The 18,160-nt window shown below is 55.6% G+C and carries 11 protein-coding genes and 1 tRNA gene; 6 read left to right on the top strand and 6 right to left on the bottom strand.

Annotated elements, in window-relative coordinates:
• Positions 1-460: 460 nt before the first annotated feature.
• The 3 genes from ABD971_RS16780 to ABD971_RS16770 all read right to left on the bottom strand — a co-directional run bounded on the left by ABD971_RS16780 (position 461) and on the right by ABD971_RS16770 (position 7,147).
• The gene (locus ABD971_RS16780; protein WP_345323921.1) at positions 461-2,782 is read right to left on the bottom strand and encodes an efflux RND transporter permease subunit; all 2,322 of its coding nucleotides are present in this window, start codon (positions 2,780-2,782) and stop codon (positions 461-463) included.
• Positions 2,783-3,135: 353 nt separating this feature from the next.
• Positions 3,136-5,154 carry a redoxin domain-containing protein gene (locus ABD971_RS16775; protein WP_345323919.1) on the bottom strand — a complete coding sequence of 673 codons (2,019 nt, stop codon included), beginning with the start codon at positions 5,152-5,154 and terminating at the stop codon, positions 3,136-3,138.
• A gap of 220 nt (positions 5,155-5,374) precedes the next feature.
• Complete coding sequence (locus ABD971_RS16770) at positions 5,375-7,147, bottom strand: preprotein translocase subunit SecA (RefSeq protein ID WP_345323918.1); 1,773 nt, start codon at positions 7,145-7,147, stop codon at positions 5,375-5,377.
• 414 nt (positions 7,148-7,561) lie between these two features.
• Between ABD971_RS16770 and ABD971_RS16765 the strand changes: the two genes are divergently transcribed.
• The 4 genes from ABD971_RS16765 (at position 7,562) to ABD971_RS16750 (ending at position 11,398) form a co-directional block, all read left to right on the top strand.
• The gene (locus ABD971_RS16765; RefSeq protein WP_345323917.1) at positions 7,562-8,539 is read left to right on the top strand and encodes a GNAT family N-acetyltransferase; all 978 of its coding nucleotides are present in this window, start codon (positions 7,562-7,564) and stop codon (positions 8,537-8,539) included.
• A 198-nt stretch (positions 8,540-8,737) separates the two neighbouring features.
• Positions 8,738-8,811, top strand: a tRNA-Thr gene (locus ABD971_RS16760).
• 84 nt (positions 8,812-8,895) lie between these two features.
• Positions 8,896-10,227, top strand: a complete 1,332-nt coding sequence (locus ABD971_RS16755) for a DNA-directed RNA polymerase subunit alpha C-terminal domain-containing protein (protein ID WP_339943294.1) — start codon at positions 8,896-8,898, stop codon at positions 10,225-10,227.
• A complete protein-coding gene (locus ABD971_RS16750) occupies positions 10,217-11,398 on the top strand; it encodes a GspE/PulE family protein (protein WP_345323914.1) in 1,182 nt (393 codons plus the stop codon). The genes ABD971_RS16755 and ABD971_RS16750 overlap by 11 nt, the downstream gene beginning before the upstream one ends.
• On the opposite strand, the gene ABD971_RS16745 is transcribed toward ABD971_RS16750, so the two are convergent.
• A complete protein-coding gene (locus ABD971_RS16745; RefSeq protein WP_345323912.1) occupies positions 11,395-12,165 on the bottom strand; it encodes a PIG-L deacetylase family protein in 771 nt (256 codons plus the stop codon). The two genes, ABD971_RS16750 and ABD971_RS16745, sit on opposite strands and share 4 nt — an antisense overlap.
• A 322-nt stretch (positions 12,166-12,487) precedes the next feature.
• Entirely contained in the window at positions 12,488-13,495 is a 1,008-nt protein-coding gene (locus tag ABD971_RS16740; RefSeq protein ID WP_339943288.1) for a hypothetical protein, read from the bottom strand.
• 373 nt (positions 13,496-13,868) lie between these two features.
• Here ABD971_RS16740 and ABD971_RS16735 point away from each other — a divergent pair, with 373 nt between their 5' ends.
• Together ABD971_RS16735 and ABD971_RS16730 are read left to right on the top strand one after the other, a co-directional pair.
• Entirely contained in the window at positions 13,869-15,239 is a 1,371-nt protein-coding gene (locus ABD971_RS16735) for a hypothetical protein (protein WP_345323909.1), read from the top strand.
• 26 nt (positions 15,240-15,265) lie between these two features.
• Positions 15,266-16,345 carry a hypothetical protein gene (locus tag ABD971_RS16730; RefSeq protein WP_345323907.1) on the top strand — a complete coding sequence of 360 codons (1,080 nt, stop codon included), beginning with the start codon at positions 15,266-15,268 and terminating at the stop codon, positions 16,343-16,345.
• 98 nt (positions 16,346-16,443) lie between these two features.
• On the opposite strand, the gene ABD971_RS16725 is transcribed toward ABD971_RS16730, so the two are convergent.
• On the bottom strand, positions 16,444-18,132 hold the full coding sequence (locus ABD971_RS16725) for a sigma-70 family RNA polymerase sigma factor (RefSeq protein ID WP_345323905.1): 1,689 nt from the start codon (positions 18,130-18,132) through the stop codon (positions 16,444-16,446).
• Between the last annotated feature and the right edge of the window lie 28 nt (positions 18,133-18,160).

Below are 18,160 nucleotides of genomic sequence, written 5' to 3'. Positions count from 1 at the left end.
TTTGGGAGAGGCAACACGACACAAGCCACCTCTCCCGAGCGAAGCTAGGGAGAGGTCGGACGGGCCTTTTTCAGGCCTCGTCCGGGTGAGGGCCGACCGCGCAATTTTGCGTGCACTGGCCTCGGCTTGCTCGGACGGCCCTCACCCGAGCAATCGCTCTGCGCTCTGCTCGACCTCTCCCAAACTTTGTTTGGGAGAGGTGACACGACGCAAGCCACCTCTCCGGAGCGAAGCTAGGGGAGAGGTCGGACGGGCCCCTTTCAGGCCTCGTCCGGGTGAGGGCCGACCGCGCAAATTTGCGTGCACTCGCTTCGGCTTGCTCGGACGGCCCTCACCCGAGCAATCGCTGAAAGCTCTGCTCGACCTCTCCCAAACTTTGTTTGGGAGAGGTGACACGACGCAAGCTACCTCTCCCGAGTGAAGCTGGGGAGAGGTGACCGTACGCGTGCACAACACTGAATTACAATTCAGCAACCTTCTCGGTTTCTTGCCGGTGCGCGTACCGCTGTAGTAATGCCGGCAGCATCACGAGGTCGGCAAACAGGGCGCCGCCGATCGTTAAAATTCCCATCGAGGCAAAGATCCGGTGATCGCGTGCATCACTCAGTAACGCCGTACTAAAACCGACGATCAATACAACCGTCGTCATCACCAAGGCGGTTCCGACGCCGACAAAGGCGAGGCGGATCGCTTCGGTTCCACTGGGTGCCGTCTTCAGTTCTTCGCGGTACCGCGTCAAAAAGTGAATCGTGTCGTCCACTGCGATGCCCAAACAAACCGTGAACGCACACACGCTGACAATCTCGAGACTTTCGCCCATGATCAACAGGATGAATCCGGTCATCGCCAACGGGAACAAGTTGGGGATCATCGAAATTAATCCGAGCCGCACCGAGCGATAAACAAACGTCAACACCGCAAAGATGATCACCGTGGCTGTCCCCAAACTAAACGCCAAATCGACCACGATGCGATACAGATTCTTCCATCGACCCACGGCACTACCGGCAAGCTCGAGCCGAAAATTCGGATGCGACTGGCGGATCGTTTCCAGTCCTTGCTCAATTCGCTCGAACACGGGGCCGTAGGATGCAATGCCAAGATCCTGCAGTCGCATGACCACTTTGGCAACGCGGCGCTCCGGTACAAAGTAGGCTCGCTTCAGTGGCGGCGGCAACAATTCCAACAATGACATCCGTGTCCCTGGGTCGCCTTCGCCTGGCAATGCATCGATCAGACTGCGAATCGATAACGGGTTACCGATCAAAGGTTCGCTGCGGAGCAGATCATCGACCTCGGCAACCACCCGTCCAATCTCGCCATCGGTCGCAGAAACTTCTTTCCGCCACTGGACCGTCACTTCGGCCGTTTCCATTCCACCAAATTGTTTGTCGATATGTGCCAACGCCATTGCCGATTCACTGCCGGCACTCATGTTGCTGGTCAACCGTTGGTCAGGCCGCAATTGCAGCGTCATCGCGGCTAACAACAGCGTCACGACGATCGCAGCGAAGCTGACTTTCTTGGAATGCCGCAACACAAACTCGATCACCACCGAGATCTTGCTCAAATTCTTGTCGATCAAATTGTGACCGTAACCGGAGTGGACATTTCGCCCCAGAGGACTGGCGCATGCCAACGGAATGACGGTGATGACCGAGATGAACGTCATCAGCACGCCGATGACGCAGCAATAACCAAATTCGCGAACAATCTCGTGATGCGCCAGTGCCAAGGATCCAAATCCGATCGCGGTCGTTAACGACGTTAACCAGCACGCCAAACCGACTTCGCGGATTGATAACCGAGCGGCATCGGTCGCCGACATCCCTTCGGCGCGATGTCGGCGGATTTGCACCATCATGTGCACGCCGTCGGTGAACCCGACCATACACAGCAACACCGGAACGATCACCGAGTTGAACGGATTGTCGGCGAAACCGAGATAATGCAGCAGCCCTAAGGTCCAAAACACACCAAAGCTAGGAGCGAGTGCGACGATCACGACTGACGACAGCCCACGGAACAAGATATAAGCGATCACAAGTGCGATCGAGTAACCGATCAATTGGTATTTGCGTTCATTATCCCGCGTGCTGGCGGCCCAGCTCACCCGAATGGGCACCTCGCCAGTGACTTGAAACGTCATGGCGACGCCGGGATGATTAGCCAATGCCGCGGTCGCTGCTTCACGCAGCGCGTCGGTACAATCGTTGTCGTCGGTGACAAACAACCAATCGATTTGGACCATCAACAACAGCGTGTTGGCGTCCGGCGAAAGCAATTGGCCGCCGATCATCGGATTGGCTAACGCGCGTTCCTTTGCGGCTTCGAATCGAGCGGGCGAGGCGTTTCGTTTGGGCAAGATGGGCTCAGGTAGACCGAAGATATTCAGCATTGGGGCCCGATCCATCCACAACACCCGCTCGACTTGATCGAGTGATTCGAGCGCAGCGACCGCGTCGCGAATCGCATCAGCTCCCTCCGGTGTGAAGAACTGCTCACTCTGGGCTACCACGATCACATCGCCCGCAGCGATTTGAACGGGCGAGACATTCGGAGTTTTGGCGCGAAGTGATTTGTCGAATTCATCATCCGCCGACATGTCGGAGTGATCGGGCGATGAAGTGATCTTTTCAGGCCAAAGGATGGTGGGGTCGTATTGCCCCAGCCCCATCACGATGGTCCAAATGGCTAGGATCAAGAACGTCACGACGCGGTGGGTGACGATCCAATCAGCGATCCACGAGATGCGAAAGAGCGGCGGGAGTTTAGAAAACACTTCGTGTGAATTTCCAGGTGGAATTTGGGGCGAGCAGAAAACAAATATCGGCTTGACCGTCGTGGACGTGGCGACACGTCCGTTTGGATGTTCGGAACAGTAAATGGCGGGCGGTAGTGGACGAGGCCGGTAGTGGACGAGGCTACGAGTCCTGCAGCCTCACTGAGCCAAAAAGGACTCGTTGCCTCGTCCACTACGGAAATTCGTTGCCTCGTCCACTACCGAAGACGCCGCCAGTTATTCTTCCGACGTCGCTTAGCAGGACCAGTCTCCCCGAAAGGATCTTTAGCAAGATCCACTACGACGCGTAGCTGACGCTTCGTCCTTAAACGAACGGCTCGGGCATTTCGCGTCTAACGTGAACGCTGCAAACGACTTAACGATTCCACCCGAATCTCTTCATGACTGATTTGGCCGTCTCCATCATGATCAAACGAACGGAAACTGAACATCCGCACGGAATCGGGCAGTTCGTGTTTGGTGAGCACGCCATCGTCATCGGAATCAAATCGTTTGATGTAACGCTCTGCAAACTGCGTCGCTTCTTGCTCGTTCGTTTTCTGTTGCTCGTGAAGTCGTTTTTGTTTAGCCGGATCGTCTGCGGTTTCGCGTCGATTGGCTTGCGGCCCCAGCGGCTTTGCAACGGCCACAAACGTGACCGCCATCTCTTGCCAAGTTTGATCGCCCCACGTGACAAACTCGGACGGGTCCGGGTTCGTGGGATTGTCGGCCGAGTTATCGAACACCGCCGTGAAGGAGAGCTGGTTCACGTTGCTGAGCGGCAACGGTTCGCTGAGCACGTAATTATGTTGCCAATTGAAATCGTAGTTTGGGACATCCAACAACGTTTGCTCGCCCGACTTTGTCTGAGCGACAAAGCGAAACGCCTTGCCACGCAGATGCATGTGCGGCGTGATCGACAACAGCGTGCCGTTTTTGGGAAAGCCACCAATGTCGCCATCGACGGCATGGTTGGCTGCCCCCGGTGGGATTTCAAACTCCTGTTCGACACCGCCCAACACAAACACTTCGTGCGTGACCTCGTTGGGATCGGCAAACAGCAACCCGATTCGCGTGACATCCTCGGCCGCTTTGCCGGTGGGCGTGTAGTGCATTTGGAACACGAGTTTGGAACCGGCACGAACCCGTTGCGCATAACCGGTTGGCAATTCGCTCGGTCGTTGGCCAGGGACATACGCGGAAAGAAAGCCGATGTCGCGAAAATCAGCGCCGTCGGGGGGACGCACAAAGGCGATCGAATGATGGACCACTGACCGATTGCCGGGAACGACTTCGGCGGCTCGAATCCATTTGTCTTCGGCAAAACCAGGATCGACGACAAAGTACTGGTACTCAACCGTCCCGGTGGCAGGAACGTGGAACGGGGTATCGTTCATCGTCACAATTTGGTCAGGCGGTTCGCTCAGTTGCCAGCCCGCTACATACTCGCGAGCGGGTGGCAGTTTGCGGGCGTCGCCGTAGGGCATCCCGGCATCAACCCAATCGACTAAAATCTGCTTGTCTTGCTCGGGCATGTGCCGCGAATTGGCAAACGAACCATGCTTGGGATCGGCATGCCACGGCGGCATGCGATGTTGCCCGATCACCTCCAACGACATGTCGGCCCAGCCGATGACGTCGTCGTAATCTTCGAGCGAGAACGGCCCGATCTCGTCCGCTCGATGACACTCGACACAATGATTTTGCAACACCCGGCTGACTTGATCACAGTACGTGACCTTGGATTCGGAATCGGTCGATGTGTTTCGCGGCAGTGCGATCAAGCACCCCATCGCGGTCGTTTTCGGGTTGGGCACCGGTTTGTTGGCCAACAGCGCGTCGATGGCATCTTGTAAATCGTGCTGCGTCGCCTGTTTTCGTGCGATGCCGGGTTCGTATTGATCGTCGATGCGGCCCGAGTAACGAACCGTGCCGGATCGATCGATCACAAAGACTTCGGGGGTACGTGTTGCACCGGATTGAATCGCGACCCGGCGATCGTAATCTTTGGCTACAGGAAAGGTCAGCCGATGATCTTTGACATACCGCCGCAGCTCGTCCATCGAGTCTTGGATGTTGCTGTTGATCCCGATGAACTGAACGCCACGTTCGGCGTATTGATTCGCCAAGGCATCGAGGCGTGGCCCATAGATCCGGGCCAGCGGACATTCGGTGCCGAGGAAACAGAGAACGTGCAACGAAACGGTGGGATCCGTCGAAAGAGAGACGGCGGTACCATCGGTTCCGGGCAGCGAGAACGGGTCCACATGGTTTTGCAATCCATTGGGCGCCGCGACCGCATCAGCGGAGACAAATGCCAGCAAGACGAGGCTGAGCAATGCTGCCCGAAGCGAAGCAGGCCGCCGGTTCACCGAACACCAATTTTGGGGGGCGAGCCGCGTTGTCAGGTCATTCGATGTCATATGTAAAATGCCCAGCCGTTTCGAAGGTGCACGATCGATCGGAAGAACCGATTGATTCGATGATTGTCGTCATCATACCGCAGTGATCGCAAAGCGTGAATCGCCATCGATTGTAGCGACATTGCGGCAACGTGGCGGCAAATCAGCCCATCCATTTCGACGATTCGCTTTACGACGATTCGCGGATCGGATCCAGATGCGGATCGAGGCCGAGCGAACGCATTTGCTGAGCAAGTTGGCGGGCTTGGAGTGCCAGACGGTGGCGTCCACGCCGCTGCATCCGAGCAACGGCGGCTTGGGCGCGGCGAAGTTGCCAGCGGACTCGGGTTTCAGAGTATGCGTTTCGCATGCGGTGGCGAAGCGAATCGGCGGCAGCCGTTCCATAGGCATGATCGAGAATTTCATCGTCGATCGACCAATAACAGCGACACGAACCGGGATCCCCTTGCCGGCCCGCGCGGCCAATCAATTGGCGATCGATGCGTGCTGCCGAATGCGGTTCGCTGACAATCACGTGTAATCCGCCGGCATCGGCAACCGATGCATCCAGAGGTATATCGGTCCCTCGTCCCGCCATATTGGTCGCGACGGTGATCCGTTTGGCGGTGCCCGCCGCTTGTACCCACTCGGCTTCACGATCCACGTGCCGGGCGTTCAACACGACATGTTGCAAGCCTCGCGAGTGCAAGACACGGCTCAGTTGTTCTGATTTTTCGATCGTTCGCGTACCGACCAGCACGGCGCGTCCCGCCGCCACAACGTCTTGAATCTCGTCCGCAATCGCGGCAAATTTTGCGGTTTCGCTATCACAAATCCGCGGCGGATACTCGACTCGCTGTGAAGGTTTCCACGACGCCAAACGTCGAATCGACAATCCATAGACTTCGGCAATCTCGCGACGATCCTCCCACGCGGTCGCAGTCATACCGGCCAGGTGGGCAAAACGTGCAACGAACTCTTGGATTGTGATTCTTGCGATCGGGACCGAGGGGGGGGTGATCGCCAACCCTTCACGAGCCTGGATCGCTTGATGAATCCCTGCAGCAAAGGTTCGATCGACTTGCCTACGTCCAGTAAACTCGTCCACCAATTGGATTTGATTGTCGGCGACGATGTAATGTTGATCACGGCGAAACCGTGTGGCTGCATCGAGCGCCGTTTCAACCGCGTACAGGATCTGAGTGGTCGTTATTGCATTCATTTCTGCGGGCATTGTCGATCGCAGCACTTTTTGATGTCCCACCGATGTCAAGGCAATCGCGTCCGAATCCGCGGTCACAACAAAGTCGATGTTGGCGGACAACGTTTTGGCAAAATCGGCAGCCCAACGACACGTTGCCGCCGTGTCAACTTCGCCCGGCACCGGAGCCGATGAGATCACCAGAGGCGTGCGAGCTTCATCGATCAGCACACTATCGGCCTCATCGACCAACAATACGTCGAGTGTCATCCCGGGGTGACGGTGATTGGCCGACTCGCTTCGCCGCTGGAGACGGTGGGTCAAAAAATCGAATCCAAACTGTCGAAGCGTGCTGTAGACCACATCTGCCGTGTAGGCGAGTTCTTTGTCGGCGGCGGAATTCGCTGGGGTGATCGACGCCACGGTGATGCCTAACGCCTGAAAAACAGGCCGCAAGAGCTCGCAATCGCGAGTCGCCAAATAGTCGTTTGCGGTGGCGACAAAGACACGTCGGCCCGCCTTGACCATCGCGATCGCGGCCACCGCGATGCTGAGCGTCTTGCCTTCCCCCGTCTGCATCTCGACAATCGAAGGATCGAGCAGACAACGTGCCGCATCGATTTGAGTCGGACGCAGCGTGATCCCTAATTGATCTTGGATCGCCCTTGTTGCGTTATCAAGCAGCGACGCAGACAGCCGAGGACGACTGAGCAAAGAAGCCGAAGCGGGCTGATTGTATTTGTCACTTACCACCGTTGGCATGACCCGAATCGAGAGAGGCGAACGAGAGGGCACCGCGTGCCTGGATGAACGGGCGTGTTGATTGATGATTGATTTGGCACTTCGATCAACGAGTCCTTGCTGCTGAATTTCATTTTGATTCCGGCTACAGTTTTGTTAAATAAAAACCGAGGATTCGTGTATAAAAGGGCGACCAAAGTGTGTAATGCCGCAAGTGTCGGCGGTGAGCTTGCCGGTGCAATCGTGCCCCGGCAGGCAACGCTGCGAAGCATTTTTTCCTATAGGGTTTGTGCATTTTTTAACGTAGCTGAAATTCACCTTTGACAAAGCAGTTGTCTTGTCGTTGCCGTTGTGACGCAAAAAAATGGGGAACGGTCCAGTTCTTGCATTTCCATCCTTGAAACTCTCCACCTGAACGCAAACGGCGATTTTACCGTGTCAACTATTCGGCCTTTTTGCAACGTAGACCTACCGCGATTGGTGGATGTCTGGATCGATCACTGGTCTTGCATCGGCATGTCGCCCCCGGTCGCGATGGCGACGATTGAACAGGCCATACTGGCTCGCACTTTTTTTGATCCTGCCAATCTGCTGGTCGCTTTGTCCGAGGGGCAGGTCCGCGCTTGGTGTCACGTTGCAGTGGACCGTTACCCAGAGGAAGCGGGGCAGAAGGCCGACCAGGATACGGGATTTGAGCACGAGCATATGGGCCGCATGCTGGCAATATGCTTCTCGCCTAATGGGGGGCTAGAGGTCTGCGAGCCCTTGTTGGCGGCCGCCGAAGCCCGCGTCAAAGAACTCGGTTGTCACTCGCTTCGTGTCGGGCTGGTTCGCGACGGGTATGACGGCTACGTCGGATTACCACCGATTGGTCACGGCATTGGCGTTCCCGAAGCGGACACTCGCACGACATCGCTGTTAACCCAAGCGGGCTACACCGCGAGCGATCCGATTTCGCGATTAGTGGTATCAACGAGCCCTTACCGGCCCCCGGTCAATCGTGAAGCCTTGCAGTTGCGGCGGACCACCCGAGGTGTTCGCGAGCCTCGCATGCCGGTCATCCCTCGCTTGGCGTCGGCATTTTCCCATTTTGACATCGAATGCCACAAGATTGTCGAACATCGCACGGGCGAAATGCTGGCTCAAGTCGAACTTTGGTGCAGCGACGTTGAGGCCCAGGTGATGAATTGTGCCCATGCGATCCTGGATCTTTCGCTGTTAGAGAATCCCGACCGGCTCAGTGGAGCGGAAAGTTTTTTGATTGGCAGTTTGATCCAAACGCTTTCCGATCGCCGAATTTATGCGGTGGAAACGGCGGTAAACAGCGACCGCAGCGAACTGATTCGCCAATTAGAGACTCTTCAATTTGAAAATACTGAAAAAGGGCACCAGTGGCAAAAAAAATTGGTTTAAACGCCACACCGCTGATTTTTCCCTCCTAATTGGTCATCACGTCTGGATTTAGAGGCTACAGAGGACGTTGTTCTAATAGTCGCCTATTGACGAATTTTGGGTATTTCGCTTATTTTCTTTGGACACGCCGTTCTTTTGGCACAGGCTTTCGACATGGCACGCGGAGCCGGATGCCTACAGCCCCCCGAACGAGTGAACGCCAGCGTAGCTTCAATTGGCAGAGCATCGCATTCGTAATGCGAGGGTTGCGGGTTCAAATCCCGCCGCTGGCTTCTCAATTAAGATTCTAATTTAGTGCAAGTTTTCCCAAACTTGCATCCATAGCTTAAACAGCTCGCGACAGGAGATGCTTCTCGATGAGTGATATCGAACTCGATGTGCTCGATTTGAAAGAGATGGTTCTGGCAAACAATTCGTTTGGTCCATCCGATGTCGCAGCCATTCGTTCTGCGATCACTGAGAATTACGGCCATTTTGGCGAACTTCGCGACGCCGTGAACGAAATGGAGACCGACGAATCGCTCAGCCCGGCAGCAAAGACCAAGATGGGTGTTTGCTTGTTCCTGCTGGGCAAATTCAAATCGGCTCTGGAAACGCTGCAGAATGCTGACGGCAGTGCGATGGCATTGTTTTACCAAGCACGAGCGCTGTTTGAACTGAGCCGCTACGACGAAGCAATTCCGGTTTACCAGCAAGCACAAACATCGGGCTACAACGCCGATGAATGCAATATCCGAATCGCCGAAGCACATCGATACGCCGGTCGCACGGAAAAGTCGCTCGAGATCCTTGATAACATTTTCGGACCTGCCGAGCAGACATCCGAATACATGTACCAACGCGCTGCAACGGTTTCCGCCGTGGGTGGTCGTTTGGAAGAGGCGCTTGCCCTGTACCAACGTGCGGTAAACACCGACGAAAATCACGCGGGTGCTCTGTTCGGATTGGCCCTGGAAAACGATCGACTCGGCAACGACGCCGAAGCCCTGAAACTGTACGAACGTGCCGCCAAGGCGTTTCCGACCGGTATTGGTGCACTGATCAACCTTGGTTTGATCTACGAAGACAACAACCAATTCGACCGTGCTCAGGCATGTTATCGCCGAATCCTCGAATCGTATCCCGATCATCCTCAAACCAATCTGTATTTGAAGGATGCCGCTGCGACGGGCAACTTGTTGTACGACGAAGAAGCTCAGCGCCGCAACGATCGTTTGGCACAAACGTTGAACATGCCCGTTGCCAATTTCGAGCTCAGCGTGCGAAGCCGCAACTGTTTGCAGAAGATGGGCATCGACACGATCGGTGACCTGACGCGAACCAGCGAAGCGGAACTGCTAAGCAGCAAAAACTTTGGCGAAACCAGCTTGGTCGAAATCCGCGAGATGTTGACCAGCAAGGGTCTTTCACTTGGCCAATTTGCTCACGAGAAGAAGAGCAACGATCCACCGATCGATACCAGCCACATGTCGCCTGACGAGCAAGCGCTACTTGAGCGTCCGATCTCGGACTTGAACCTTTCGGTTCGTGCTCGCAAGTGCATGGCACGTTTGCAATTGAACTCGATCGGCGAGTTGGTTCGCAAAACGGGCGATGAAATGCTCGAGTGCAAGAACTTTGGGGTAACCAGCTTGAACGAAGTCCGTGAGAAGCTAGCCGATCTCGGAATCAAGCTTCGTGGCGACTGAGCCTTCGTCGATTTTTTCGGATCTTGATCCTGCGGCGAGCGATTACGCAATCGCCGCAGTCGATCGCTTGCTCGGGACAGCGATCTCGAGCAACGCTTCGGACATCCACATGCAACCTCGCAAAGAGGGCTGGGATGTCTTGTTTCGCATCGACGGTGTGTTATCCGTCGCCGACTGGATCCGCGGCGGCAGTGCAAGCGATCCCGTCACCCGGTTGATGGTGTTGGCGGGGCTGCCGACCTATCGCAGCACGCAGCCGATGGAAGGCCGATTGAAATGGCGGAATGAAGCACCGTCCGGGACCGAGTCGCCGTCACTGCGGCTGAGCGTATTCCCTACCGTTCACGGACCGCGTGCGGTGCTGCGAGTGCTCCGCAAGGACAATCGGTTTGATACGCTGGATTCCTTGGGGCTCGACAAAGCAACGACCACGAAACTGGGTCAATTGTGTCTGCAAACCGATGGTGCTGTGTTACTATCCGGTCCGGCGGGCAGCGGCAAAACGACGACGATGTACAGCATGCTGCGAACGATCGCGGCACTGCAGCCGCGGCGAAGCGTGATCACGATCGAAGACCCGGTTGAATCGATTATCGATTCGATCAGCCAAAGCGAGCTCGATCCAAGCGGTGGAATGACGCTTGCATCGGCGCTACGAAGTGCCGTGCGTCAAGACAGCGAAGTGTTGCTTGTCAGCGAGATTCGCGATCCCGAGACTGCCGAGGCGGCGATGCAGGCATCGCTAACGGGGCATTTGATTTTCTCGTCGCTGCATGCCACGGATGTCGCAGCAACGCTGCGGCGAATGATCCAATTCGGAGTACCAAGCTACGCGTTGCAGAGCGGCGTTCGCGCGGTGTTGACGCAGCGATTGCTGCGACGACGGTGTTCCGAGTGCCAAGGGGATGCGGCACAAAAGGTTCACTGCCAATCATGTGTTGGCACCGGATACCGCGGCCGCGTTGCCATCGCCGACTGTCTTTTTTTCGACGGTTCCGATCCCGTGGGCGACGCGTTATTACGAGCGCTCGACCGCGACGCCTCGGCGGCACAAATGCGAACCGATGCGATCGAAGCGGGTTGGGTGGACCTTCGCAGCCAAGCCGAAACCTTGGCTCAGCAGGGTGTTACTGATATGCCCGAAGTCTACCGTGTGCTGGGCGAGAACTAAGTCCGCGTGTCGACGATGATATCCGCCAACGCGTCGCGGAGCGGATCATCCTCGGGACCACAAAAACCCCAGTGCTCGCGGCGACGCCAACCTTCGGCATACTGGAATTTGCCACTCTTTTGCCCCATTTGCAGACTAAGATCGCGCATCGCCTGCAAATAACTATCCATCCCTTGGCTTTCATCGAGCCACTGTTTCTGGCTGGCGTGACACGCAAGCGCCTCGACTTTTGTTTCAATCACATCGGATTCGTCGACATACATATGGGGCGTGATCCACTGGCCAAGCGGAGTACGATGCCCTGGCGTCTGCGCGTGATAAACGGTCACGGGATCCATATAGACTGGCAATTCGGGATCGCTTTGAAAGTTGGGCATCCCATGCGCAAAGGCGGCACTGACGGCCAAGCGACAACTAATCTCGTGGTCTTCCATGTAATCGATTGGCGAATGCGTCAGCACGATTGTCGGCTTTGCTTTGCGAACCATGGCGGCCACTTTGCGCAGGTTCTCGGGCGTGTAGGCCGCTTCCATGTCGGGAAAAATCGGATCGTAAAACGTGGCTCCCATCACCTCGGCAGCACGTCGAGCCTCGGCAAGCCGCGTCGCAGCGCAAGTCGACTGATCCATCGTCGTGGATCCACGTGAACCATCACAGAGGTTGGCGTAATGCAAATCCCAACCGCGACGGGCGAGTTGCAACATCGCGCCGGCCATGAAAAATTCAATGTCGTCAGGGTGGGCCGCAATGGCAAGAACAGCGGGCATCGTTTGGTTCTCGTTAGGAGGGATCACGTTGGTGAGATGATCCGTTTTACCAAACTTGCTTCGCCGCGGCGACACTTACACCGTTTGTACCAGAATTGCTCGGACGATTGCGTGGTCGCCCTCTCAGCAGCCGAGCAGCGATGCAAGCCGCCCGGTCTAAAGCCGCCCGGTCTAAAGCCGCCCGGTCTGATTCGAACGTCTTACTCGCCGCAACCAGATATAGCCCCGCGCCGCGGGCGTTACCCAAAGTAGATGACACTGGGCGAGTGCCCCCGAAACTCTTGACGAGTTCCGCTACGGAATGCTTCAAAGCGTTTCCGCATTAACGTCGCGATGACGAAGGTCGCGATGCCATCTGCTGCTTCGGTCGCAACAGGTAAACCTTGGGGTCGTCGACAATGAACGACGTGCTCCAACGATGACCGTCATCGGCACTACAGATGTTGTAGAAGAAGGTTCGGAAACGCTCGGCGCGGTAATCGTAAGGAAATTGGCTGGTGATGTAATCGTCTTCGGTCAGATCATCGACCCCTTCGGATGCATAGTAGTGCACCATCCCGTCGGGAGTCACACTCATGCCGAGCGTCCACCAACCGGTCGTTGTGATTTGGGGACCGCGGAAATCGCCACCACGGCGGTTGCTGCGAATTCGCAGGTAGGCGTAATCGTTTTCACGATTTCCACCCTGGCTTTCGAACTCGATGAACATGCCGGGCCAATAAACTTCGTTCCCCATCTCTTCGACGGTACGCTTGAAGATTCCGATCCCGATTTCTTTGTCGACCATCGCGGTGGTTTCGAGCGCCAAACGGAACCCAAAGTGAGGTCCACTGCGGTTTTCCCATTGAGCTACCGGTGGCAAGAATACGCGAGTCGTCACGCTGGGTACTTCCGACACGTCGACGCGTCGTTTCAGCCGATATTGCACGTTCGCGACAAAGTCATCTTGGTGCATCTTGCCGCTCGGTTGTCCCGGGATACCGGTAAATCGAGAGCGCATCAACAACGCACCTTCGCTGCCTGGCAACCCACCGGCTGGCGTGCGAACACGCTGGACGATGTCGGGATGGCCTCGCTTGATCCCTTCGTACCAACGTCCGTTCGTACTGCGTCCCATCGGGCTACGCTGGTTCTCGTCAATGTCTTCGGTACTCTTTGGATCGTTAGGAACATAGTTCCAATTCGGATCCTCAAAGTCATCGGCGACACCGACGATTTCGGTCCCGGTGCCCGGAACCACAGCCCGTTGAGCATGCGCGGATTGCATTGCTGTGCCACCCCACAGCAACATCGCGACAGTGCTAGCGATACGAATATTCGTGATACGCATGTTTCGATCCATCCCTTGTGGCTCTGTTAACCAACAAAAAAGCCCATTCAACTTTTGGAAGATCTCGCACACGCATCTACGTGCACGCTGGTCCTCCGCCCTTGAAAGAGACAATCGGCATAATCGATACAATTTCTAAAACAAATCTGAACCGCTTCCCGCTGATTCAATCTGGACGCTGCCCCCCGATCCTGTTATTGACGTAAAAACGAACCGAAATGCATGAAACAATGGGATGCTAGCATCCCGCTTTTGATTTTATTGATGCAAGCCGAACCGCTGACGAAAAGCCTCGGTTCCGCTGCATCGCCGTTAGTTGCTTAGCCGTCCTCGATCGTCCGTCACCCATTCACCGCAGTCGTCTGATTAGTTTATGACCGTTTCCGATTCTCGTTTGCTGCTGTTTGACGACAACATTCGTTCCATTGGCGGCCATTTTCTTGAATTGGCAACGCTGTTGATGGAAGGCGCCGCGGAATTGGGTTACGAAACCCGGTTGGCGACTCATCAATCGTTTGATGGTTTTGACGCCGTCGATCCTGCAATCCATGTCGAGCGTGGCTTTCGCGCGCGAAGGATGATCCATTGGTCTCTCGGGGTGGACGGCCGTTCCAAAGTGCGACGCAGTGTCGATGGTCGCAACGTCGGTGGCAGCACGTGGCAAAACACGTGGCAAAATCTGCGTGATCCACTTTCGCGACTCGATCGCCGCCCCAGTGTGATGCTCGAGCGATGGTCCGAAGATTTCCTAGGACTGCTGCGGCGTTGGAATGCCACCGGCAATGACACGCTGTTGATCAATACTGCGGACGATTTTGTGATGTTGGCACTTGCTCGTGCTTTACAGCAGTTGCCGCCCGGCGATCCATTAACGATTCACATCGTTTTCCATTTTGCGGTGTTTGATTCGCAAACCTCACCCGCACAGCGGCAACAATTTGGCGATCAAGTCAACGACGCGCTGAATCAGATGGCAGACCATCGCATCCATTTGCACGCCACCACCGCATCGCTGTCAAAGCAATTGGCCGAAGTCGGGGTCGTGGCCAACGCGATTCCCTATCCGACGCGTTACCGAGCACCGCGTGTGCGTAACAGCGATTCGCAGCGATACAAGATCGTGTTGGCGGGAACCCCACGAGCCGAGAAGGGGCGAAGTGTGATCCCCGCGATGCTGTCGAAGATTCACGCTCCGCATTTAACCAGCGGCCGCTACCAGATGTCGATGCAGATGCCTGCGAAGCGTTGGAGGCGGATGATTCCCAAACCGATGCAGGCCACCTACGAACGAACGCGTGCTGCGGCAGATGCGTTGACGGGTGAAACGGCACGCGATTCCTATTTCGAGATCACGTCGTCGGACATGCCTGCGGGCGAATACCATCAATGGTTGGACACTGCGGATGTGGGATTGTTCCTGTACGATGCATCGCGATATGTGGCTCGCTGCAGCGGCGTGCTTTTAGAAATGTTTATCCGCGGCGTTCCCGTGGTGGTTCCCGACCACTGTTGGTTGGCCGACCAAGTTCGTGCTGCAGGCGGTAACGGATCGGTAGGCTATATCTACGAGTCGATCGACCAGATCCCCGCTCTTCTCGACCGCATGCATCACGAATACGAAGCCATCCGTTGGCGTGCACGGCACCATGGCATGGCGATCGCCAAACGGCACCGTGCCACCAACACGTTGATCCAAATGGGCATCCGACCTGCGGGACAGATTAGCCAGAAGCGAGCCGCATAGCGTCAAATCGGAAAAATGAGTTCATCATGCAATTGAAAAACATCGTCCGATTTCCGGTTGATATTCGCCGTGCCAAACAAATCTTGGCCTCCCGAGTGGCGTCCACCGAAACGCTGACCCAGCGTCCGATTGCACTGGACCTTTATACCGATCAAATGCTGTTTGACTGCGGCCGTCATTTTGCGTCTTTGGCTCATCATAGCCGCGAGATTGGATCCCCGTTTTTCGTTCGTGGCAGTCGGCTGTTGTTGGCCAGCGTCGCGCGGAAGATTCACGGCGCCGAAATGTTAGCCGAAGGGCATACCACGTGGCTTAGACCGGATGAACCGCTGCCGAGCGAGGCTGTTGCGTTGTGTGACGTTCCGATTTCGCAGGCGACACGCTTGGGGATGGGGTCGCTGCAAATCGAAATGATGATCGGCCGCGATATTTTGCCGCAGCGACCGGTGATGCCTTACCCAATGCATCCGGCAACGCTTCGTCATTCGGACACTGCATCGCGAGTTGCATTACGAAGCGAATTCGCGCGTGATGCGATCCTGTTTGCGGGCAGCCAAAAATCGAAATACGGCCACCAAAAGATGAACCAATCCTTTGGGGTGCTGAGTCGACTGCACATTTTGGAGGTGCTGCGGGAATTTGTCTCCGAAAATGCTACGATCCCGATCCGATTGCAGGATAGTGCGGAAACGCCGATATCGTCTTCGCAGTGGCTGCCGTTTTTAGCCCAGCATCGTTTCTTTGTTTGCTGCCCTGGGGCGGCTCAGCCGATGTGCCACAATTTGATTGAAGCGATGAGTGTCGGCACGATTCCGTTAATTGAATACGGTGACCGATTGCGGCCCGAGTTAAGCGACGGTGAAAACGCGATTTGTTTCCGAGGCGCCGACGGATTGCGAGACGCGATCGATCGCATTCATCAACTCACTGCGTCACAGTTGGATGAGATGTCACGATCGGCGGCCGCGTTCTATGACAACCACTTGTGCGGCAAGACGTTTCTCGCGGCGGTTCGCGATGACACCCTCGATCTGACGCAACGTCAAATCGTGATGCCGTTTCACAGCGAGAACTTTTTCACGCTACCGCGTCTCCAAGCGGCGTAGTGATTTACCGCGTATACAACGAACCACGCTCTGGCGAGCGTAGCTACAATATGACAAATGCCGTATTTTGCTGCCACGAATGGCTTCACAGCGATTCGTTACAGCGCTTCGCTGCCTTCGAGCATCGAAATTTCGGCGCCATCCAAGAAGCTGACCAACGATTTCGCACGATACGGCTGTTGCAGTTTGCGAACCGCCTTGCTTTCGATTTGGCGAACGCGTTCTCGAGTGACCTTGAAGATCCGTCCTACTTCTTCGAGCGTGTAGGTGTAGCCATCCGCCAACCCATAACGAAGTCGCAAGATTTCACGCTCGCGGTAGTTCAACGTTTCCATGGCGAGATCGATTTGCGTTTTCAACGCTTCACGATTCGTTTCTAGCAACGGATCATCATCGCGATAATCTTCCAGGAACTCACCAAACACGCTGTCTTCGTGGTCACCGATCGGTTGATCCAATGACAACGGTTGACGGCTCATTTTGAGGATGACGCGTGTATCTTCGAGTGGCAATCCGCTGCGGTTCGCCACTTCTTCGGCGGTGGGTTCGCGTCCGTTTTCTTGGACCAGGTCACGAGTGATCTGGCGAATTTTGTTCATCGTATCGATCATGTGTACCGGCACACGAATGGTGCGGCTTTGATCGGCGATCGCTCGCGTGATTGCTTGACGAATCCACCACGTGGCGTACGTGCTGAACTTGTAGCCGCGGGCATGTTCAAATTTGTCGACCGCTCGCATCAGCCCCGTATTGCCTTCTTGGATCAAATCCAAAAAGGATAGTCCGCGATTGCGATACTTCTTAGCGATCGAGACGACCAAACGCAGGTTACCCGCCGACAAAACTCGCTTGGCGGCATCGTAGTCTTCGCTGAAATGATCGCATCGCTTGACGCGTCGAGCGAGCGTGAGTGGTGTTTCGAAGGTCAACCGCATTAAATAGCGAAGTTCGCTTTGCAGTTCCTCTTCGCTTGGCATCCCCGGCATGGCCAACAGTTCAGGCTTGCTGAGGATGGATTGGATTTCCGCCATGCGATTGGCGGCGATTCGAAGCTTTTCGAACAATGGTTGTAGCCGATTAGTTCGCAGATTCATTTCCTCGATCAAGCGAACCGCTTTGTTGCGACGCACCACAAGGTTTTTCCACGCAGCGCGTCGTTGACGCATTGGCAGACGTTTATTGATGGCGGTCAAATAATCGCCGCGATTCAGACGAAGCAAATGCTGCAGCGTCCGCACATTCGGAACGATCCGTTTCATGATCGCTTTCTTTTCCGCCGCATTGGTCACACTGACCTCGATGGTGCGGTCCAAACGCAATTTTTTGTCACGAACCTGCTCCAACAGCTTCAAGGAACCTTGCAGCATGAAGTCGGTCGCTAACATCCAATGACGATAACGTTCGCGAGTTTTTTCGATCTGTTTGGCTGCCGAGACTTCTTGATCGCGACTGAGCAAAGGAATCTGGCCCATTTGCATCAAGTACATGCGAACCGGATCTTCGGTGGGGTCGGTATCGGTTTCGACCCGACGAGCGGCAGGCTCGTTGTCATCGTCGCTCGCAGCGATTGCATCTTCGTCTTCAGCATCAACGTACTGTTCTCCCATTACGCGAGTACGTCGCGTAACAGATTCCTCCGCATCATATGCATCATCTTGAAGACTGCGACGGCTGAATTTCTTTCCCATCAAGCTCTCCTCGGCACCCGTGTCAAAAACGTCGGTAACGTTCGAGAGTAACCAAGCAGTATCGGTACCAGCGGAGGCGTCGGGCATCGCGTAAATCATGGCAAACCGTTGTCAGTGAATAGTTTAG

Origin of the sequence: Novipirellula rosea (assembly GCF_039541335.1) — a bacterium.
GTDB classification, from domain to species: Bacteria; Planctomycetota; Planctomycetia; order Pirellulales; family Pirellulaceae; genus Novipirellula; species Novipirellula rosea.
This window is presented reverse-complemented; position numbering and strand designations above follow the sequence as displayed.